Source organism: Curtobacterium sp. NPDC087080, assembly GCF_044745105.1.
In the GTDB taxonomy this organism is placed as follows: domain Bacteria; phylum Actinomycetota; class Actinomycetes; order Actinomycetales; family Microbacteriaceae; genus Curtobacterium.
Genome location: NZ_JBIUZP010000008.1, coordinates 35385 through 54375 on the forward strand (window position 1 = coordinate 35385; position 18991 = coordinate 54375).

Here is an 18991-nt window from a genome sequence, read left to right on the forward strand (position 1 = left end):
GGATCAGCTCCTGGATGCCGCCGGGAACGTGGCCGGTGCGGCGACGCAGGTCGCGTCCTGCTACGACGCCGCGGACCGGCTCCTCGGCACGACGGTGACGAACCCCGTGACCGGTGCTACCCCGGTGAACCAGTCCCTGACCGGGTCCCAGTTGGTGTACGACGCGCACGGGAACACGACCACGTTGGCGGACGAGTCCCTCGTGTACGACGGGCAGGACCGGCACGTGCAGACGTCGCTGACGGACGGGTCGAAGGTGTCGTACGTGCGGGACGCGTCGAACCGGATCGTGCAGCGCACCGAGCAGACCCCGGACGGGTCGAAGATCGTGACCGGTACGGGTTCACCGGTGATGGTGACACCCCGGACTTTGTCTACGACGGGGCGAGCAAGCTCACCGAGTGGGACCTTCCGTTGCCGGGCGGTGTGACTGCGGAGCTGCGAGGCGCGTCGGCGGTGTGGTCGTACCCGAACATCCACGGCGACATCGTCGCCACCGCTGACGCCACCGGACAGCTCGCGTCTCAGGTGTTGCCGGTGTACGACCCGTTCGGTCAGGTCATGGACCAGACCACCGGCCTGTTCGGTACGGCGGCGGCGAACCAGGCCGGACCGGACACGCAGCAAGGGGCCGCGGACTACGGGTGGCTCGGGCAGCACCAGAAGCTCAGCGAACACCTCGGCTCGATCGCCACGATCGAGATGGGCGCCCGCCAGTACGTCGCAGCCCTCGGCCGGTTCCTGCAGGTCGACCCCGTCGAAGGCGGCACCGACAACGCGTACGTATACGTCAACGACCCCATCAACGCTTTCGACCTCGACGGGCAAGCGAGATGCAAGAAAGGCTGCTCGTCCCGTCCTGTAAAGTTGAAAGCGACTTCGAGGAAGGCGAGAGCTCTTTCTCGGGCTCGCAGCGAGCGCAGTCTCGACCGGCTGTCGAACGTCCTCGGTACAATCTCGGCGGTGACGGGATTCATGGCCTTCATTCCGGGACTGCAATTCATGGGAGGTATCTCTCTCCTCACCGGGATCGCGGGTGCAATTATTGACTGCCGCCATGGTTTCAATGCAAGCTGTGGCACCAGTGTTGTCGGCTTCGCTTTTGGCGGAGTAGGGAAGGTGGCGAGAATTCTGCCGAAGGTGAGTCGACTCGGGCATGCGGCGGCGCGTAACATAAGCAACATGTCCAGCGTCGCCGGCTATCACTATGGGGCGGTCACTAACGTCGTAGGTTGGGGAAATTATGCGCGACGCCGTTAAGCCTTCAGCCTACCGAGCGGGCGATGCTCTGATCATCGCGACTAGCGGTGCAGTCTTTTTCGCTCTAGTTTGCCTGGGCGGGGTGTGGTTGATGACAAGCGTTCAGCTTGACAACCTGGAGCGCTCGATCGTCGTGATAGTCGGGAACATCGCTGTATGTATGTGTCTCGGCCCATGCGGATTGTCCATGACTTACTTCTACATGCGCGCTCTTCATCTCCGAAAACGCGAGGAGAGTCTGGGTTATGCTTCCGGCCCTTACGCGGAGGGGACAATATTCGTCGTTGATGCTCGGACTGGGCTGATTCTCCGGCGGCCGGACGATCCGCCCCTCAGAACCCGGGCGGATGTGAAGAACGCGCGCGCTCGGGCTTCGGAGCGATTTGACGCTCGCACGACGATCGTCGAAGACGTAAGTGACGACAAGAACCGGGCCAGCAGCAGTATTGACGATGAGTGAACTCGACCAGCTCGAATTCATCGGCGGCTGTCTGGCTCCTCGGAGCCACGGTCACGGGGCCGTCCGACGAAGGGCTCAAGTGATGTACGACGCGCAAGGGAACAGGGCCACGCTAGCGGACGAAATTCTCGCTTACGACGGGCAAGCGACGCGTTATAAGATATTGGGAGCCGCTATTCAGGATGGAAATGGCGAAGCGCAGCTCAAATGGTACGCGTCGTCGATCCGCAGCAGCGCAAGGGCGTAGGAAGACGGAATGAGCACGCTCCGCACGCAGGCGAAGCATTGGAATGCCAGCTGCGGCACGAGTGTCGCGGGATTTGCCTTCGGCGGAATTGGCAAGCGTGCGCGGCTTGCATCGAGTGCCGGAAGGATCAGTCGTCGCGTCGTGGTCGTTCCCGAGCGGTCAGCCGCAGGTGACCGATCAGGTGGTCCGGTCGCAGTCCGGTGACGTCCTGCAGGACACCACCGGGCTCGGGGCGACGTCGAACGTGTCGTCGTACTCGTACGACACGGCCGGGAGGCTCGTGGCCGCGGCTATCCCGCGGCACCGGTTGACGTACGGGTTCGGTCCGGCATCCCGCACCCGTATTCCAAGCGAGGTCGAATTGTCTCGATTCAAATAAAGGAATTCCACTCGGATCTCGACAAGCATGAGGCGGGTACTCTCAACTCCATCGGCAAGAGCCGGACCTACAACGTGGCCACGCCCAAAAAGGGTTATACGGCAAAGGAGCCGCTCGGCCGGGGATGGGACACGCTTTACAACAGGTCTCGCAGTGGAACCACCGGAATAAATGATTGGTATGAGCCTGGGAAGCTCATGGGTTCGGCAGGCTCGGCTCCGGAGGGGGACGAGGAATAGTCTCTCGGAGCGGCGCTATCCGACGATCAATCAGGGAGGAATATGAACATGTTTGAAAACGACCCGCGGGCTTGGTCGAAGCTGGACTGGGAACGTCTCCGCGTCGCGCTCGCGGCCACGCCGTCGCAGGTCATCGAAGACCATCTCGACTTCCCGATCTTCATCATCGACGAGACCGCAGTGGCCCGTGCTGCTCTCCTGCAGCACTTCGCGGATTTGTACATCTCTGTGGAGATGCGGCCGAACGGTCCGTGCTCTCACAGCAGCTTGTCCGATGTGCTTCCCCTCGTGAACGAGATCGTCTACTCGGACTACGGGAACGTCATGACGGACTGGGAGATCCTTGCTGCCGCAGTCGGTCTGCAACGACTGACGCTCCTCCACGAGATCCCCGTTCTGCGGAGCGAGATCGAACTGCCCGCGCTGACCCACCTCAGAGTGGTCGGCACGAACCTGGTCAATGCCCTGCGCGCTCCACAGCTCGAATCGCTCGAGATCTCGCTCGACCGGGACGTACCGCGACGGCGCGTGTCTTCCAGCAAGCTCGCATACCTGAGCATCGAGTCATCAGGTCTCGATAGCGCGTGGCACGTGGACTCGTTCGGGTCTCTCGACGCATGCGACACCGTGGCGATCGTCGCGCACGGAGACGAGGTCGACATCACGGGGCTGGCGAGCGCGGTCGGTCTGCAGTGGTTGACGATCCACGGGACGAGGCGTCTCACGGGACTGGCGTCGCTGCAGGCGCTCCCCGACCTGCAATCAGTCGATCTGACACGGATCCGAGAAGTCGACCAGCCCATGGCGCTCGTTGAACTGCCGTTCGAGGTCTCGGTCCAGATCAGTCGACCTGGGTCCTGGGTCAACGATCTGCGTCCTCATGTCGCCGGCCGCGACAACTGGTTCCTGCCGAAGGCGCCGCACGCTCGGTCTCGAATCACACTTGCCGACGGGGCGCAGTTCGGAGTCTTCATCGCGGAACGGAGCGAAGGGGAGGAATGGAACTTCTCGGTCGAGCGTGACGCCAGCGCTCGACTGGAGGACCACACCGAGCAGTGGCTCCGGTCGCAGATCCCTGATCTCCTCGAGTCCGAAGCGGTGTACCTCGACCTGGAGGGCGACTTCATCAACGTGGTCGCGCGAAGTCGTCAGTCCGCGGTCCGCGTCGCCGCCAAACTTCGGGAGATGGACATTCCGGACTGAGTCACCTCGGGGTGGGATTCTGAATTTCGGAACGGGTGACTCGCATGCGTCAAGCTGTCGCTTGTGGAGCAACGGTTGCATCGATCACGACGGGACGGACACCCGGTTGGAACACGATCAGGACGGACGCTCCGCAGCGCCGGATTCGATGGTCTGGTTGCTCTCGTGCGAGGGCCCCGAGGACGAGTGCGGTCAGACGGATCCCGGACGCGCGGCTCTGCTCGGTGTGTACAGCTCCGAGCGGGAAGCGCTTGAGGCCGAACGAACAGCGCGTCGAGATCCTGGGCTCCAGACGTACGTCGATGGCTACGAGATCAACGGGTTCAGCTGGGAGACGGAGTTCACCGTCGAATGACGACCACCTGGCTCCTCGTCCACCGGTCGACGGTCGACGACGACACGACGATCACCGCGAAGACGATCGGGTTCTTCGACGCACGGTCGGTCGCTGAGGAAGCGATCGGGAGCCTGTGTCGGAGATTCGAGAGCTACCGGTTGGATCCAGAGGGCTTCGCGGTGTACGAGCTGCCCGTGGACGCGACGATCGACCGGCCCTTGTCGGACGAGATCATGTTCGGCCCGCCTCGGCAGGCACGCTGACGCCCGTCAGTCGACGAGCCCTGCGGCGACCAGCCGCCGCAACGTCTCGACACCCGCCGGCGGGCACCGGCTCGCGTCCGCCGAGGTGACCCACTCCACCTCGTCCACCTCTGCGGAGGCGACCGGCGTGGCGGCGTCCGCCGTGCCTCCCGGCCGGACCAGGAACAGCGCCATCGCGACCATCGTCCCCGGTGCCTGCCCGTGCGCCGGCTCCGTGACGGTCCCGAAGAAGTCGACGTCGGCAGCGGTGAGCCGGACCGCGATCTCCTCGTCGGCCTCACGCAGCGCAGCCTGCACGTCGCTCTCGTGCGGCTCCGCCTTCCCACCGGGCAGGTAGAGCACGTCGCGCCCGCGGGCGCGCACCATCAGGACCCGCCGGTCGCGCACCAGCAGCAGCGCGCTGACACGCAGGGTCGGGGCGTCGGCCTGGAGGCTCAGCTCGCGTCCGCCTCGCCGGTGCGGTCCGACGACACGGGGCACTCGGGCGCGGTGCGCTCCGCGAGCGGCACGACCGGCGACGGCAGCTCCGCTTCGGGTTCAGGGTGCACGCCGAACAGGGCGTCGAGGGCGCCGACGAACTCCTCGCCGCGGCCGGCACGACCGAGCTCACGCGCGCGCACCGAGGGGCGGTGCAGCAGGACGCCGACCAGGTGCCGGAGCGCCCGCTCGGTCTGCTCGACGGACTCGGGGTCGGCGTCGCGACGCTTCGCCCGGTCGATCTCGTCGTCGAGGATGTCGAAGACGTGCTTGCGGAAGGCGACGAGTGCCGGCGTGGTCGACTGCTCGAGCGCCTGCGCACGGAAGCGGGACACCGCGTCGTCGACCATCTGCCGGGCCTCGGACTCGGCGTTCAGCTCGGCGATCGGCGCGTGGATGCTGATCGTCTCGAGGTCGAGGAGCTCGACACCGTCGACGTCGGCGGCGTCGGGGTCCACGTTGCGGGGGAGCCCGAGGTCGATGACGATGCGGCGCTGCCCGTCGTCGAGGTCGGCCGGTTCGACGACCGGGACCTCGCTCGAGGTGCAGGTGATGACGACGTCGCTCGCGCCGATGGCCTGGCGCAGGTCGGACGCGGCGACCAGGTCGTGCTTCGCGGCGAACCACGGTGCGCGGCCCGAGGGCGAGAAGACCTGGATGGTCGTGGCACCGCGGTCGCGCAGGGCCGCGATGGTGGTGGCGGCGTAGCTGCCGGTGCCGACGAGCAGCACGCGGGTCCGTGCCCAGTCGGTGATGCGCGACGAGGCGAGCTCGAGGCCGAGTCGGACGAGCGACCGACCGGCCGCGCCGATGCGGGTGCGGGTCTTGACGCCGCGGGAGGTGTGCGCGGCCTCCTGGAAGAGCCGCTCGAGGTCCGAGGTGGTCGTCCCGTTCGCGCGGGCGTCCTCGAGCGCACGCCGGACCTGGCCGGAGATCTCGGTCTCGCCGACGACCACGGACTCGAGGCCGCTCGACACGGCGAACAGGTGCTGCACGACGTCCCCGCCGCCGAGCACGCTGACGGAGTCGAGGACCTCGGACGGCACGAGGTCGCTGGCGGTGGCGACGGCGTCGACGGTGGCCGACACGGCGGAGTCGCGGTCGTCGCCCGCGATGTCGAGGTAGGCCTCGAAGCGGTTGCAGGTGGCGAGGACGACGGCTCCGTCGAGCACGTCGGAGTCCGTCACCAGACGGCTCGCGGCGGTCGGTGCGCCGATGCTCAGTCGCTCCAGGAGGTCGAAGCTGGCGTTGCGGTGCGACGCCGTGAGACAGATGAGCACGTCTTCCATCGTAACTCGCGCTCGGAGTGACGGCTGTTCGCCCTCCGCGTGCACAGCAGACTGTGGGGTGGCGACCGCGTCCTGGGCGGTCGGTGCCCGGCGGCGGATGGGAGAATCGGCGGGTGACCTCCGCCGTGCCCTCCGCCCTGCCCGACAGCCACCCGCTCGTGACCGGCAGGACCTCGGGGTCGCCGCTCGTCCGGGCGCTCCGCGGGGACCGGCCGGAGACGCTGCCGGTGTGGTTCATGCGCCAGGCCGGTCGGTCGCTGCCGGAGTACCGGGAGCTGCGCGTGGGCACCGCGATGCTCGACGCGTGCCTCGACCCGGCGATGGCGTCGGAGATCACCCTGCAGCCGGTCCGACGCCACGGGGTCGACGCGGGCATCTTCTTCAGCGACATCGTGGTGCCGATCAAGCTCGCGGGTGTGGACGTCGAGATCGTCCCCGGTCGCGGTCCGGTGCTCGGCTCCCCGATCCGCACGGCGGCGGACGTGGACGCACTCGCCCCGCTCGACCCCGCGGCCCTCGCGCCGATCACCGAGGCCGTGCAGCGCACCGTCGCGGAGCTCGGCGACACCCCGCTCATCGGGTTCGCCGGAGCGCCGTTCACCCTCGCCGCGTACCTGGTCGAGGGCGGGCCGTCGAAGGACCACATCCGCGCCCGCACGCTCATGCACAGCGACCCGGAGACCTGGGCGCGCCTGCTCGACTGGGCCGCCGGCGTCTCGGGGGCGTTCCTCCGGGCGCAGGTGACCGCCGGCGCCTCGGCCGCACAGCTCTTCGACTCGTGGGTCGGATCGCTGTCCCGCACGGACTACGTGGCCTCGGTCGCACCGCACTCCGCGACGGCGCTGTCGCACGTGGCCGACCTCGGTGTCCCGCGCATCCACTTCGGCGTCGGCAGCGGCGAGGTCCTGCACGAGATGACGACCCTGGGCGACCCGGCCGACACGATCGCCGTCGACGCGGTCGGGGTCGACTGGCGCGTCCCCCTCGACGACGCCGTCCGCCGCGTCGGCACCGGGGTCACCGTGCAGGGGAACATCGACCCCGCGATGCTCGCCGCCCCGTGGCAGGTCCTCGAGGACCACGTGCGCGACGTCGTCCGTCGCGGTGGCGCGGCCCGGGCCCACGTCGTCAACCTCGGGCACGGCGTCCCCCCGGAGACCGACCCGACCGTGCTCACGCGCGTGGTCGAGCTGATCCACGGGCTGGGCGACGGCCGGACCGACGGGACGGGAGCCGCAGCGTGACCGACGTCGTCGTGGTCGGGGGTGGCGTCGCCGGCCTGGTCGCCGCCCGTGACCTGGCGAAGGGCGGCGCGCACGTCGTGCTCGTCGAGGCAGGGGACCGCGTCGGCGGCATGATCCGCCGGCACACCGTCGCCGGGCTCGACCTCGACCTGGGAGCGGAGTCCTTCGCGACCCGGACCGACGCCGTCGAGCGGCTCGCGATCGAGCTCGGCCTGGGGAACGACATCGTGTCGCCGGACCCGCGTGGTGCGTGGCTGATGACCCGGGACGGCCGGACCGCCCCGATCCCGCAGACCGGGTTCCTCGGGATCCCGGGCAGCCCGATGGCCGCCGACGTCCTCGCGGTGATCGGCCAGGGCGGTGGGCTCCGCGCGCAGATGGACTCGCTGCTGCCCTCGCCGATCGGTGCCCGGGCGCAGTCGCTCGGCGCCCTCGTCCGGAAGCGGATGGGGGAGCGCGTGCTCGACGACCTGGTCGTCCCGGTCGCCGGCGGCGTGTACTCGACGCACCCCGACCAGCTCGACCCCGACCGCGTGGCCCCCGGTCTCCGCGCCGCCCTGCAGCGTGAGGGGTCGCTCGCCCGCGCCGTGCTCGCGCTGCGCTCCCGGGCCACCGCGGGGTCGGCGGTGCAGGGCATCCGCGGCGGCATCGCCCGACTCGTCGACGAGCTCGAGGCCGACACGGCGACCTACGGGGTCGACGTCCGGCTGGGCACCCGCGCGACGGCGATCGAGCGCTTCGCCGTCGAGACCGTGACGGCCGACGGCACCGTGGAGCGCCTGCCGGCCCAGCACGTCCTCGCCTCGACACCCGACCCGGCTCGCACCGCGGCACCGGACCGCACGGGTATCGAACTCGTGACGCTCGTGGTCGACCAGCCGGAGCTCGACGCCGGACCCCGTGGTACCGGGATGCTCGTGCACCCGGACGCCGAGGGGGTCCGCGCGAAGGCCCTCACGCACGCGACTGTGAAGTGGCCGTGGCTCGCCGAGGCCGCCGCCGGCCGGCACGTGCTGCGGCTGAGCTACGCGACGCGACCCGAGGGCGACGGGACGGAACCTGCGGGGACGGGGACGAGCCTCCCGGTCGACCCGGACGATGCCGTCGGGACCCGCGCCACCCGCGACGCCACCGCACTGCTCGGCGTCCCGGTGACCGCCGACCGCGTGGTGGGCGCTGCCCGGGTGCGCTGGTACGGGCCCGACCTGACCGCCGCAGGCCTGGCCGAGGGTGTCGTCGGCATCGGGGAGACCTCGTCCGGCCGCGGTCTGGCGGGCATCGTCGCCGCTGCCCGCACGTCCGCTGCACGCATCCTGGGTTCCTGAGCGGACCGGGGAGCACCCGAGGGCTACTGTGGACGAACGCCGGACGTATTCCGTTCGGCGCATGACCACCGCACACCCTCAACAACGGAGGATCGCACATGCGAGGCAAGCTCCTGTTCGTCGCCGGCGCCGCACTCGGGTACGTCCTGGGATCGCGAGCCGGACGGGCGCGGTACGAGCAGATCAAGACCGTCAGCGGCAAGATCTGGAACAACGGCAACGTCCAGAAGGGCGTGCACCAGGCCGAGGAGTTCATCCAGGACAAGGGCCCGGACGTGGCCGAGTTCGTCGGTGAGCAGACCAAGAAGGTCGTCCGCAAGGTCAGCCAGAAGAAGGACTCGACCACCTCATGACCGACACCCGCGACCGCAAGTCGCGATCGTTGTTCGGTCTGGTCGGGGACATCCCGAAGCTGGTCAAGAACCTCGTCAAGGGCGAGATCGACCTGCTGAAGGCCGAGATGATCGCCAAGGCGAAGGTCTTCGGACTCGCTGCCGGGCTGCTCATCGGCGCCCTCGTCATCGTGCTGTACGCGATCGGCGTGCTGCTGACCGCCGCCGTCATGGGTCTCGCGACCGTGATGCCGGCGTGGCTCGCGGCGCTGCTGCTCGCCGTCGTCATGCTGATCGTCGCCGGCATCCTCGGGTTCGTCGGCTGGAAGCGCTTCAAGAAGGGCCTGCCCCTCACGCCGAAGCGCACGATCGACAGCGTCAAGGACGACATCAACGCCGTGAAGGGCCTGGGCAACAAGCCCGGCCAGCACGACCGGAACCCCCGCGCCTGAGCGGCGGGACCGACACCCCGACCGGAGGACCCCTGTGACCGATCAGCACGACGACCTGGCGAACCGCGTCGCGGCGACCCGCACGCAGCTGTTCGAGACGCTCGACGCCATCGAGGACAAGCTCAACGTGCCGAAGCAGCTCGGCATCGCGGCGTCGAAGGTCAAGCAGGGGATCGACGAGAAGCCGGTGCCCTACCTGGCTGGCCTCGCAGCCGGTGTGGCGGTGGTCGGGAGTATCGTCGTAGCGGTGCTCCGACGGCGGTAGACCGCCTCTGATCGGTGGTCCTCCGGACGCGGCGCGCAGCCACGACCCAGGCAACCGACAAGACGAGGAACCATGAGCTCCGACGTGCACGCAGCCCCGCACGAGAACGTCCCCGACCCCGCCACCGGTGCCCCCGCGCACGGTGGCAGCCCGGCGCACGAGACCGACCCGGCGAGCGGGATCGACCCGAACCTGCTCACCGCGTACGCGCTGTGGGCCGTGTTCCGTCGACCGCTCGGGCCGATCCACCGCGTCGGTGACGACGCCGTCGCCGAGCTCGACGCCGCCGTGGCCCGCGCGGCCGACGCCGGGGTCACGATCCGCGGCTTCTACGACGTCTCCGGCTTCCGCGCCGACGCCGACGTCATGATCTGGCTGCACGGCGACGACGCACAGGCGATCCAGGCCGCGCTCCGCGACCTCCGCCGCACGGCGCTGTTCCAGGACGCCGAGCCGGTGTGGCACGCGATGGCGATGCACCGCGAGGCCGAGTTCAACAAGCGCCACACACCGGCGTTCCTCCGCGGCAAGGACCCCGAGGCCTGGATCACGGTGTACCCGTTCGTCCGGTCGTTCGAGTGGTACCTCCTGCCGGAAGAGGAGCGCTCGAAGATGCTCCGCGACCACGGCATCGCCGGCGCGAAGTACCGCCGTGTGCTGACGAACACCATCGCGACCTTCGCCCTGAGCGACTACGAGTGGATCCTTCCGCTCGAGAGCCCCGAGCTCGTCGACCTCGTCGACCTCATGCGCGACCTGCGCTACACCGAGGCGCGCCTGCACGTGCGCGAGGAGGTCCCCTTCTTCACCGGTCGTCGGGTGACGACCGCCGAACTGCCGGAGGTGCTGTCGTGACCGACACCAGCCAGATCACCAACGGGAAGGTCCTCGCCGCGACCCCCGCGGCCGTCGACGGCCCCGAGCACGTCGAGGTCCCGACCGCGTACGACGCGATCCTGCTCGCCGGCTTCGGCGGCCCCGAGGGCCAGGACGACGTCATCCCCTTCCTCCGGAACGTGACCCGCGGCCGCGGCATCCCGGACGAGCGCCTCGAGGAGGTCGCGCACCACTACCGCCACTTCGGCGGCGTGAGCCCGATCAACGCGCAGAACCGCGCGCTCAAGGCGGCGCTCGAGGGCGAACTCGCGAAGCGCGGCATCGACATGCCCGTGCTCTGGGGCAACCGGAACTGGGCGCCCTACCTCGAGGAGGCCTTCACCGAGGCCGCCGACAAGGGCCACACCAAGCTGATCGCCATCGCGACGAGCGCCTACTCGTCGTTCTCGAGCTGCCGGCAGTACCGCGAGGACTACGCCCGCGTGCTCACCGAGACCGGCCTGATCGACACGATCCAGGTCGACAAGGTCCGCCAGTTCTTCGACCACCCGGGCTTCGTGCGCCCGTTCGTCGACGGTGTCCGCGACGGCATGGCCCGCGCGATCCGCGAGAACGAGGGCCTCGACGTCGCGACCGAGCTCCACATCCTGTTCTCGACGCACTCGATCCCGTCCACCGACGCGGCGAAGTCGGGCCCCGACTACCGGGGCTTCGACGAGCACGGCGCGTACGAGGCGCAGCACTTGGCCGTCGGCGAGGTCGTCCTCGAGCAGGCCTGGACCGAGCTGCTCGAGCAGCCCGAGTTCGCGCACCTGCAGGGCACCTCCAAGCCCGCGTGGAAGCTCGTCTACCAGTCGCGGTCGGGCCCCCCGACGCAGCCGTGGCTCGAGCCCGACATCAACGACTACATGAACGAGGAGCTGAAGGGCGGCCCGACCCGCGCCGTGCTCATCGTCCCGCTCGGCTTCGTGAGCGACCACATGGAGGTCATGTGGGACCTCGACGAAGAGGCCACCGAGACCGCGGGTGAGCTCGGTTTCTGGTCGCTCCGCACGCAGACCCCCGGCGTCGACCCGGCGTACGTCGCCGGCCTCGTCGACCTGGTGCTCGAGCGTGTGAACGGCACGCCGAAGACCGAGCGTCCGCACCTGACCGACATCGGCCCCTGGTACGACGTGTGCCGACCGGGCTGCTGCGAGAACGTGCGCGCCGGGTTCAAGCCGGCCGCGGCCGGGGTCGCTCCGTGACGGACGGCCACAGCGCGACGCCCTCCGACGGCCCGGCCCCGATCCGGCTCGGCACGCGTGCCAGCCGGCTCGCGGTCGCGCAGTCGCAGGACGTCGCCGACCGCCTGGCGAAGGCCGCGGGTCGGCCCGTCGAACTCGTCACGGTGACGAGCGAGGGCGACACGAACCGTGCGTCCCTCGCGAGCCTCGGCGGCACGGGGGTCTTCGCCAGCGCCCTGCGCGAGGCCCTGGTCGCGGGCGAGGTCGACGTCCTCGTGCACTCGCTGAAGGACCTCCCGACCGCTCCGTACGAGGGGCTCACGATCGCGTCGGTGCCGAAGCGCGCCGACGCCCGTGACGTCCTGGTCGCGCGGAACGGTGCGACGGTGGACACCCTGCCCGATGGCGCGAAGGTCGGGACGGGCTCGCCCCGCCGCGTCGCGCAGCTCAAGGCGAAGCGTCCCGACCTCGACGTGATCGACATCCGCGGCAACATCGACACCCGCCTCGGGCGCGTGGACGACGACCTCGACGCCGTGGTGCTCGCCGCCGCCGGGCTTGGTCGCATCGACCGACTCGGTGCGGCGACCGAGCTGCTCGACCTCGGCTTCTGGCCGAGTGCTCCCGGCCAGGGTGCGCTCGCGGTCGAGATCCGTGCGGACGAGACGGACAAGAGCCTGCTCGCCGCGCTCCGCAAGCTCGACCACGCGCCGACGCGCCTGACGGTGACCGCTGAGCGCGAGATCCTCGCGAAGCTCGAGGCCGGCTGCTCCGCACCGATCGGTGCGACCGCGGTCGTCGACGCCGAGCTGCTGCTCGTGTCCGCCACGGTCTACCGCCCGGACGGCTCCGAGTACCGCACGGCGTCGCACGCGGCGCACCTCGACGGCTCCGCGCAGGACCGGCTCGACGAGGCCCTCGAGGTCGCCGGGCGCGTGGCTGCCGAACTCCTCGAGAACGGTGCCGCCGAGCTGGCGGACCTGGCGACGTCGGTGTCCGAGACTCCGGCCGAGGGCGACCACTCGGCCGGGCCGGGGCTCTCCACGCCCGCTGCCGAGCAGCCGGCGGACGACAGCTCGACGACGGCCTAGGCGGTCACCACGGACGACACCGCTCGCGTCGCGGACGAGGCACGGCCCCCGGTCGTCCTCGTCCCGCGCGGCGGTGCGTGGGGTGACGCGGTCGCCGCGGCGGCCCGGGAGCGCGGGTTGCAGCCCGTCGTCGTCCCGCTCATCACGGACGCGCCACCCGCCGATCCGGCGGAGCTCGACGTGTCGCTCGCGCGGTTCGCTCCGGCCGGGAGGCACGACGCACCCCCCACGGCCAGCGCGCGTCGCGACGGGGCCGGCCCCGGAGCCCCCTGGCTCGTGGTGACCAGTGCGACGGCCGTGCGCATGGTCGCCGGGCGCGTGCCGCGCCTCCCGGCCGGGGTTCGTGTGGCCTGCGTCGGTGCGGCGACCGCACGTGCCGCGCGCGAGGCGGGCTGGCCCGTCGACCTCGTGCCCGACCACGAGTCCGCCGCCGGACTCGCTGCCGCGATGCCGACCGACGCGGGACCCGTCCTGTTCCCGCGGTCGGAGATCGCCGCGACCACGCTCGTCGACGGGTTGCGCGCCCGCGGCATCGCCGTGTCAGAGGTCGTGGCGTACCGTACCGTGGGGACGGGCGACGATCCGATCGTCCTCGACCCCCCACCGGACGCCGTGCTCGTGACGAGCGGGAGCGTCGCCCGACAGGTCGCAGCGCGGATGACCCCGCTCGACCCGCGCACGCACGTCGCGTGCATCGGACCGTCCACCGCCGCCGCCGCCCGTGCCGCGGGACTCCCCGTGCACGTCGTGGCCGCCGGTCGGTCCGCCGAAGCCCTGCTCGACGCCGTCGTCGAGACCCTCCACCCGAACCCCAGAACAGGAAGGTCATCGTGACCGGACGCTTCCCCCAGGTCCGCCCCCGTCGGCTGCGGGCGACCCCCGCCATGCGACGCCTCGTCGCCGAGACGCGGATCCACCCCGCCGAGCTCGTGCTGCCGATGTTCATCCGCGAGGGCGCGACCGACGCGATCGACATCTCGAGCATGCCGGGCGTGCAACAGCACTCCCTCGACTCGTTCCGACGGGCCCTCAACGAAGCCGCGGAGCAGGGCGTCGGCGGCGTGAACCTGTTCGGCGTGCCGACCTCGAAGGACGCCGAGGGCTCCGGGGCGACCGACCCGGACGGCATCCTCAACGTCGCGATCCGCGTCGCGAAGGAAGAGGTCGGCGACGCGCTCGTCGTGCAGTCCGACCTGTGCCTCGACGAGTTCACGGACCACGGCCACTGCGGCGTGCTCGCTGCCGACGGCTCGGTCGACAACGACGCCACACTGCTGCGGTACCGCGACATGGCGGTGGCCCAGGCCGAGGCCGGCGCGGAGCTCGTCTGCATGAGCGGCATGATGGACGGCCAGATCGCCGCCGCACGTGACGCGCTCGACACCGCCGGGCACAGCGGCACGGCGCTGCTGGCGTACTCGGCGAAGTACGCTTCGGCGTTCTACGGGCCCTTCCGCGAGGCCGTCGCCTCGACGCTCGTCGGCGACCGCCGCACCTACCAGATCGACGCCGCCGACGGCCGTCAGGGCCTGCGCGAGGTCCTGCTCGACATCGAGGAGGGCGCCGACATCGTCATGGTGAAGCCCGCGATGAGCTACCTCGACGTGCTCGCCCGCACCGCCGACGTCTCCGAGGTCCCCGTCTGGGCGTACCAGATCTCCGGCGAGTACGCGATGATCACGGCCGCCGCCCAGAACGGCTGGATCGACCGTGACGCCGCAGCGATGGAGGCCCTCGTCGGCATCAAGCGCGCCGGCGCGGACGCGATCCTGACGTACTTCGCCGTGGACGTCGCACGGAAGCTCAACCAGGAGGCCGGCCTGCGCACGTCCGGCAGCACCGCGGCGGTGTCCGGCGTCGCCTCGACCGGGAAGGCCCCCGAATGACCACCACCACCGCCCCCAGCGGCACCGCGACGGTGTCGAACGACGAGCTGTTCGGCCGTGCGAAGGACAGCATCCCCGGCGGTGTGAACTCGCCCGTCCGCGCGTACGGCTCCGTCGGCGGCACCCCGCGCTTCCTGACGTCCGCCTCCGGGCCCTACGTCACCGACGCCGAGGGGCGTCAGTACGTCGACCTCGTCGCGTCGTGGGGTCCCGCGATCCTCGGGCACGCGCACCCGGGCACCGTCGAGGCCGTGCAGCAGGCAGCCGCACGCGGGCTGTCGTTCGGGGCGTCCACCCCGGGCGAGACCGAGCTCGCCGAGCTCGTGAAGCAGCGCGTGCAGGTCGACGGCGACGGTCCGATCGAGAAGCTCCGCATGGTGTCCACCGGCACCGAGGCCACGATGACCGCCATCCGCCTGGCCCGCGGCTACACCGGGCGCGACCTGCTCGTGAAGTTCGCCGGGCACTACCACGGTCACTCCGACTCGCTGCTGGCCGAGGCCGGCTCGGGTGTCGCGACCCTCGCACTTCCGGGCAGCGCGGGCATCACCGCCGAGACCGCCGCGCAGACCCTGGTGCTGCCGTACAACGACCTCGACGCCGTCCGCGCCGCGTTCGACGAGCACTCCGAGCGCATCGCCGCCGTGATCGTCGAGTCCGCCGCCGCGAACATGGGCGTGCTCGCGCCGGACCCCGGCTTCAACCGAGCGCTCGCGGAGATCACCCGAGCGCAGGGCGCACTGCTCATCGTCGACGAGGTCCTCACCGGGTTCCGCGTCGGCCCGGCCGGCTGGTGGGGCCTCGAGGCGGCCGGCACCGTCCCCGAGGGCACCGGGTGGAAGCCCGACCTCGTCACGTTCGGCAAGGTCATCGGCGGCGGGATGCCCCTCGCCGCGCTCGGCGGGCGTCGCGAGGTCATGGACTTCCTCGCCCCGCTCGGCCCGGTCTACCAGGCGGGCACGCTGTCCGGGAACCCGCTCGCCGTCGCCGCGGGCACCGCGACGCTTCGTGCGGCGACGCCCGACGTGTACGCGCACCTGGACCGCACGGCGGCGACGATCGCGGACGCCACCAGCGCCGCGCTGTCGGCCGAGGGCGTGGCGCACACCGTGCAGCACGCCGGCAACCTGTTCTCCTTCGCGTTCGTGGAGCAGGCACCGCGGAACTACGACGACGTCCGCGCGCAGGAGGCCTTCCGCTACGCGCCGTTCTTCCACAGCATGCTCGACCAGGGCGTCACCCTGCCGCCGAGCGTGTTCGAGGCGTGGTTCGTCACGGCTGCGCACGACGACGAGGCCGTCGGGCGCGTGCTCGATGCCCTGCCCGCGGCCGCTCGTGCTGCGGCTGCTGCGACCGCCTAGGAGTCCCTCCCGCACGACGCCACGTCGGCGGTTCCTCGCAGCGCTGTACCGCTGCGCGGGGCCGCCGACGTTGCGTTCTGCGGGTCGTCCCGGACGGGAGGCGCGGCAGGGTCACTCGGTGGCACGGAAACCTACTGACATGTAGTGTTCCAGTGTGCTGAACACGACGCCGTCTTCGTACCTCCGCTCCACCCGCGGCTGTCGACTCCTCGTCGACCTGATCGTGACCGTCACCTTCGCGTGCGTCATCTGGACGTACTCGCTCTCGTACGACGGGTCGGTCGACAACGGGGACCGGGTCGTCCGGGCATGGACCGGGTGGAACCTGTTCATCCCCGCCGTCACCGTCGCCCTGGTCGGGATCCGCCGCCTCGTGCCGTGGGTCGTGCTCCCCGCGCTGCTCGCCGTGGAGTGGTACGACCGCTGGCAGTCCATCGGGAGCGAGCCCTTCGGTGTCGCGGTGGGGCTCTTCACCATCGCCAGCGAGCGACCCTGGCGCCAGACCCTCGTCGCGGGCGCTGTGGCGTTCACCGTGCTCGTGGCGTCGACGCAGCTCATCGGAAGGACGATGCGCGGGTTCTGGACGTGCCTGATCGTCTACGCGTTCGGCATCGTCGCGGGGTCGGCGGTGCGCCGTGCGCAGGTCTCCCGCTGGCGGGTGCTCCGGCTCCTCGCACAGTCGCGCGTCGAGCACAGGACGACCCAACGCGCCGAGGAGCGGGCGGCGCTGGCGCTCGAGGTCCACGACGTCTGCTCCAACTCCCTCGCCGTCGTCAGTCGACTCAGCGAGGTCGCGCGCAGCCGTGTCACGACCGAGCCCACCGAGGCCGTGCGTCTCCTGGATGACGTCGCGCGCGTCGCACGGGACGGCATGACCGAGGTCCGACGGTTCGTGCGGCTGGCCGAGAGCGACCCGGTCGACGGGGATGTCCACGCCATGGTCGCGCGCGTCCGGGCGGTCGGTGTCCCGCTGACGGCGACGATCTCGGGGGAGCCGCGGGACCACCGGGTCGCGGCGACGGTGTACCGAGTCGTGCAGGAAGCCCTGACGAACGTGCTGCGCCACGCACGTCCTGCACTCGTCGAACTCGAGGTCCACCACGACCAGGACGGCGGCGTCTCCCTGCGGGTCGTGAACGACGGGGTGGTCGCGGCCACGCGGGGCTTCGGGCGGGGGACCCGCGGCATGGCCGAGCGGGTGTCGGCACTCGGCGGCACCCTCCGCGCCGGACCCGGGCAGGCGGACCGTACCTGGTGCGTCGAGGCGACCGTCCCCCCGCCCGTCGGTGCCGCCACGGGCGCGCACCGCCGATCGACGGTGGTGACGCCGTGATCCGCGTCCTCGTCGTGGACGACCAGCACCTGCTCCGGACCGGGACCGCGATGGTGATCGGGACGGCCGACGACCTCGTGGTCGTGGGGGAGGCGCAGGACGGGCTCCAGGCCCTGGAGCGGATCGGTGTCCTCCGACCGGACGTCGTCGTGACCGACATCCGGATGCCGGGCATGGACGGCATCGAGACCACGAGGCGCATCACCGAGCGCTTCCCGGCCGTCAAGGTGCTCGTGCTCACGCAGTTCGACCTCGACGAGCACGTGTTCGGCGCCCTCGCCGCCGGCGCGAGCGGTTACCTGCTCAAGGAGAGTTCGGCGCAGGAGCTCTGCACGGCGGTCCGGACGGTGGCGGCGGGCGATGCGATCGTGGCGCCCCGAGCGTGCCGACGGCTGGTCGAGACGGTGAAGCCGGCGCTGTTGTCGGCCCGCCCGCAGTACGCTCCGGCCACGCCCTTCGATGCCCTCAGCGCTCGGGAGCTCGACGTCGTCCGTGCCCTGGTGGACGGCGCGTCGAACGCCGAGGTGGCCCGGTCGCTCTTCATCTCCGAGGCGACCGTGAAGAGCCACGTCGCGAGCATCCTGCGGAAGCTCGGGGTCCGTGATCGTGTGCACATCGTCATCGAGGCGTTCCGGTGCGGAGTGGTCGGGGACTGATCGTCAGGGCAGGACGACGATCGGCGTCCCGAGCGGCAGTGCGTCGAGCTCTGCGATGGCATCCGCTCGGACCCGGATGCACCCGTGCGATGCTCGGCCCCGCGGGTTCGGGTTCGCATGGATCGCGATGAGTCCGCCGTCGGTACCGGTGTACGGCTCGTCGGCTGCGGTCGCGTGCAACGACGTGAGCTGGATCGCTCCGGGTGCGAGCGCCTGCGCGGGGTCCTCGTAGCGAGCCTGGAGGTAGCCGCTCACGCCCGTCGGTGTCGGAGTGGCGTCCTGTCCGACGCCGACCTCGTGTCGGCGCTGTCCCTGCACGGTCGTGATCGTCATCGTCTGCTCCGCGACACGGACGGTGACCGAGGCCACGGTCGGCTGCATCGTGGGCAGGTCGCTGGTCCGTGCCCACGCCGCCGTCTGCGCGGGGGCACCCGACGGACCCGCCAGCGAGGGCAGCGTCTTCCGGGCGGGCGTCAGCACGAGTGACCACTCACCCGTCGTGGTCACCGCAGCGACGACGGTCGGCGCCCGCAGGAAGTTCCGCCCGGGGAGCACGGCGACCGGTGCTCCGCTGCGGTCCGCGTACAGCACGAGGTCGTGCTCGAGGAGGCCGGCGTGCGACGGGACAGCGTCGGGCCCGGGCAGGAGTGCGCCGATGACGGCGTCGTGCACGGCGACCGGGAGGCCCTCGGTGGACGGCACCGTCGGCGCGGTGGTTCCCCGCGGGGTGTGACCCGGCGTGGGGCTCGGCGCGGGGCTCGGCGCGGAGTGTCCCCCCACGGACGAGCCGGACGATCCGGACGAGGGAGGACGTGGCGGACGCGGGCCC

The 18991-nt window shown here is 70.7% G+C and carries 21 protein-coding genes and 1 pseudogene; 19 read left to right on the top strand and 3 right to left on the bottom strand.

What is annotated here, in order from left to right:
- Window positions 1–28 precede the first annotated feature (28 nt).
- From ACIPEQ_RS16215 to ACIPEQ_RS16240, 6 genes are all read left to right on the top strand, one after another.
- Window positions 29–430 (top strand): hypothetical protein, encoded by a 402-nt coding sequence (locus tag ACIPEQ_RS16215; RefSeq protein ID WP_402715964.1) that lies wholly within the window; start codon window positions 29–31, stop codon window positions 428–430.
- Window positions 427–1260: an RHS repeat-associated core domain-containing protein gene (locus ACIPEQ_RS16220; RefSeq protein ID WP_402715965.1), complete on the top strand. Its 834-nt coding sequence runs from the start codon at window positions 427–429 to the stop codon at window positions 1258–1260. Before ACIPEQ_RS16215 ends, ACIPEQ_RS16220 begins: the two co-directional genes overlap by 4 nt.
- A gap of 876 nt (window positions 1261–2136) precedes the next feature.
- Window positions 2137–2346, top strand: coding sequence for a hypothetical protein (locus ACIPEQ_RS16225; RefSeq protein WP_402715966.1), 210 nt, complete (start codon window positions 2137–2139; stop codon window positions 2344–2346).
- A 281-nt stretch (window positions 2347–2627) separates the two neighbouring features.
- A complete protein-coding gene (locus tag ACIPEQ_RS16230) occupies window positions 2628–3788 on the top strand; it encodes a hypothetical protein (RefSeq protein WP_402715967.1) in 1161 nt (386 codons plus the stop codon).
- Window positions 3789–3936: 148 nt separating this feature from the next.
- The gene (locus ACIPEQ_RS16235) at window positions 3937–4143 is read left to right on the top strand and encodes a hypothetical protein (protein WP_402715968.1); all 207 of its coding nucleotides are present in this window, start codon (window positions 3937–3939) and stop codon (window positions 4141–4143) included.
- Window positions 4140–4388, top strand: a complete 249-nt coding sequence (locus ACIPEQ_RS16240; RefSeq protein ID WP_402715969.1) for a hypothetical protein — start codon at window positions 4140–4142, stop codon at window positions 4386–4388. Before ACIPEQ_RS16235 ends, ACIPEQ_RS16240 begins: the two co-directional genes overlap by 4 nt.
- A gap of 6 nt (window positions 4389–4394) precedes the next feature.
- Here the strand turns inward: ACIPEQ_RS16240 and ACIPEQ_RS16245 are convergent, their stop codons facing one another.
- Together ACIPEQ_RS16245 and ACIPEQ_RS16250 are read right to left on the bottom strand one after the other, a co-directional pair.
- The gene (locus ACIPEQ_RS16245; protein ID WP_402715970.1) at window positions 4395–4868 is read right to left on the bottom strand and encodes an NUDIX domain-containing protein; all 474 of its coding nucleotides are present in this window, start codon (window positions 4866–4868) and stop codon (window positions 4395–4397) included.
- Window positions 4823–6145 carry a glutamyl-tRNA reductase gene (locus ACIPEQ_RS16250; protein WP_402715971.1) on the bottom strand — a complete coding sequence of 441 codons (1323 nt, stop codon included), beginning with the start codon at window positions 6143–6145 and terminating at the stop codon, window positions 4823–4825. Before ACIPEQ_RS16250 ends, ACIPEQ_RS16245 begins: the two co-directional genes overlap by 46 nt.
- Window positions 6146–6267: 122 nt before the next feature.
- Between ACIPEQ_RS16250 and hemE the strand changes: the two genes are divergently transcribed.
- From hemE to ACIPEQ_RS16315, 13 genes and pseudogenes are all read left to right on the top strand, one after another.
- Entirely contained in the window at window positions 6268–7398 is a 1131-nt protein-coding gene (gene hemE / locus ACIPEQ_RS16255) for a uroporphyrinogen decarboxylase (protein WP_402715972.1), read from the top strand.
- Window positions 7395–8723, top strand: coding sequence for a protoporphyrinogen/coproporphyrinogen oxidase (locus tag ACIPEQ_RS16260; RefSeq protein ID WP_402715973.1), 1329 nt, complete (start codon window positions 7395–7397; stop codon window positions 8721–8723). Before hemE ends, ACIPEQ_RS16260 begins: the two co-directional genes overlap by 4 nt.
- Window positions 8724–8821: 98 nt before the next feature.
- Window positions 8822–9076 (top strand): hypothetical protein, encoded by a 255-nt coding sequence (locus tag ACIPEQ_RS16265; RefSeq protein WP_066651317.1) that lies wholly within the window; start codon window positions 8822–8824, stop codon window positions 9074–9076.
- Window positions 9073–9507: a phage holin family protein gene (locus ACIPEQ_RS16270; protein WP_126890054.1), complete on the top strand. Its 435-nt coding sequence runs from the start codon at window positions 9073–9075 to the stop codon at window positions 9505–9507. Before ACIPEQ_RS16265 ends, ACIPEQ_RS16270 begins: the two co-directional genes overlap by 4 nt.
- 34 nt (window positions 9508–9541) lie before the next feature.
- The gene (locus ACIPEQ_RS16275; RefSeq protein ID WP_058729362.1) at window positions 9542–9772 is read left to right on the top strand and encodes a DUF3618 domain-containing protein; all 231 of its coding nucleotides are present in this window, start codon (window positions 9542–9544) and stop codon (window positions 9770–9772) included.
- A 72-nt stretch (window positions 9773–9844) separates the two neighbouring features.
- On the top strand, window positions 9845–10627 hold the full coding sequence (gene hemQ / locus ACIPEQ_RS16280; RefSeq protein WP_209675935.1) for a hydrogen peroxide-dependent heme synthase: 783 nt from the start codon (window positions 9845–9847) through the stop codon (window positions 10625–10627).
- Window positions 10624–11856: a ferrochelatase gene (locus ACIPEQ_RS16285; protein WP_402715974.1), complete on the top strand. Its 1233-nt coding sequence runs from the start codon at window positions 10624–10626 to the stop codon at window positions 11854–11856. Before hemQ ends, ACIPEQ_RS16285 begins: the two co-directional genes overlap by 4 nt.
- Window positions 11853–12926, top strand: a complete 1074-nt coding sequence (hemC, locus tag ACIPEQ_RS16290; protein ID WP_402715975.1) for a hydroxymethylbilane synthase — start codon at window positions 11853–11855, stop codon at window positions 12924–12926. Before ACIPEQ_RS16285 ends, hemC begins: the two co-directional genes overlap by 4 nt.
- Before the next feature lie 99 nt (window positions 12927–13025).
- Window positions 13026–13760 (top strand): annotated as a pseudogene (locus ACIPEQ_RS16295) (uroporphyrinogen-III synthase); the annotation flags it as partial.
- Window positions 13757–14812, top strand: coding sequence for a porphobilinogen synthase (gene hemB, locus ACIPEQ_RS16300; RefSeq protein WP_402715976.1), 1056 nt, complete (start codon window positions 13757–13759; stop codon window positions 14810–14812). The pseudogene ACIPEQ_RS16295 and the gene hemB, both read left to right, overlap by 4 nt.
- Window positions 14809–16173 (top strand): glutamate-1-semialdehyde 2,1-aminomutase, encoded by a 1365-nt coding sequence (hemL, locus tag ACIPEQ_RS16305; RefSeq protein WP_402715977.1) that lies wholly within the window; start codon window positions 14809–14811, stop codon window positions 16171–16173. The genes hemB and hemL overlap by 4 nt, the downstream gene beginning before the upstream one ends.
- A 154-nt stretch (window positions 16174–16327) precedes the next feature.
- Window positions 16328–17506 (top strand): sensor histidine kinase, encoded by a 1179-nt coding sequence (locus ACIPEQ_RS16310; protein ID WP_402715978.1) that lies wholly within the window; start codon window positions 16328–16330, stop codon window positions 17504–17506.
- Window positions 17503–18162 (top strand): response regulator, encoded by a 660-nt coding sequence (locus ACIPEQ_RS16315; RefSeq protein WP_402715979.1) that lies wholly within the window; start codon window positions 17503–17505, stop codon window positions 18160–18162. The genes ACIPEQ_RS16310 and ACIPEQ_RS16315 overlap by 4 nt, the downstream gene beginning before the upstream one ends.
- Window positions 18163–18165: 3 nt before the next feature.
- Here the strand turns inward: ACIPEQ_RS16315 and ACIPEQ_RS16320 are convergent, their stop codons facing one another.
- Entirely contained in the window at window positions 18166–18864 is a 699-nt protein-coding gene (locus tag ACIPEQ_RS16320; protein WP_402715980.1) for a L,D-transpeptidase, read from the bottom strand.
- Window positions 18865–18991: the final 127 nt, after the last annotated feature.

Bases quoted from the DNA above. Each gene is read 5' to 3' on its own strand.
- ACIPEQ_RS16230 (WP_402715967.1), top strand. From the start codon at position 2,628: ATGAACATGTTTGAAAACGACCCGCGGGCTTGGTCGAAGCTGGACTGG.
- ACIPEQ_RS16235 (WP_402715968.1), top strand. From the start codon at position 3,937: ATGGTCTGGTTGCTCTCGTGCGAGGGCCCCGAGGACGAGTGCGGTCAG.
- ACIPEQ_RS16240 (WP_402715969.1), top strand. From the start codon at position 4,140: ATGACGACCACCTGGCTCCTCGTCCACCGGTCGACGGTCGACGACGAC.
- ACIPEQ_RS16265 (WP_066651317.1), top strand. From the start codon at position 8,822: ATGCGAGGCAAGCTCCTGTTCGTCGCCGGCGCCGCACTCGGGTACGTC.
- ACIPEQ_RS16270 (WP_126890054.1), top strand. From the start codon at position 9,073: ATGACCGACACCCGCGACCGCAAGTCGCGATCGTTGTTCGGTCTGGTC.
- hemQ (WP_209675935.1), top strand. From the start codon at position 9,845: ATGAGCTCCGACGTGCACGCAGCCCCGCACGAGAACGTCCCCGACCCC.
- hemL (WP_402715977.1), top strand. From the start codon at position 14,809: ATGACCACCACCACCGCCCCCAGCGGCACCGCGACGGTGTCGAACGAC.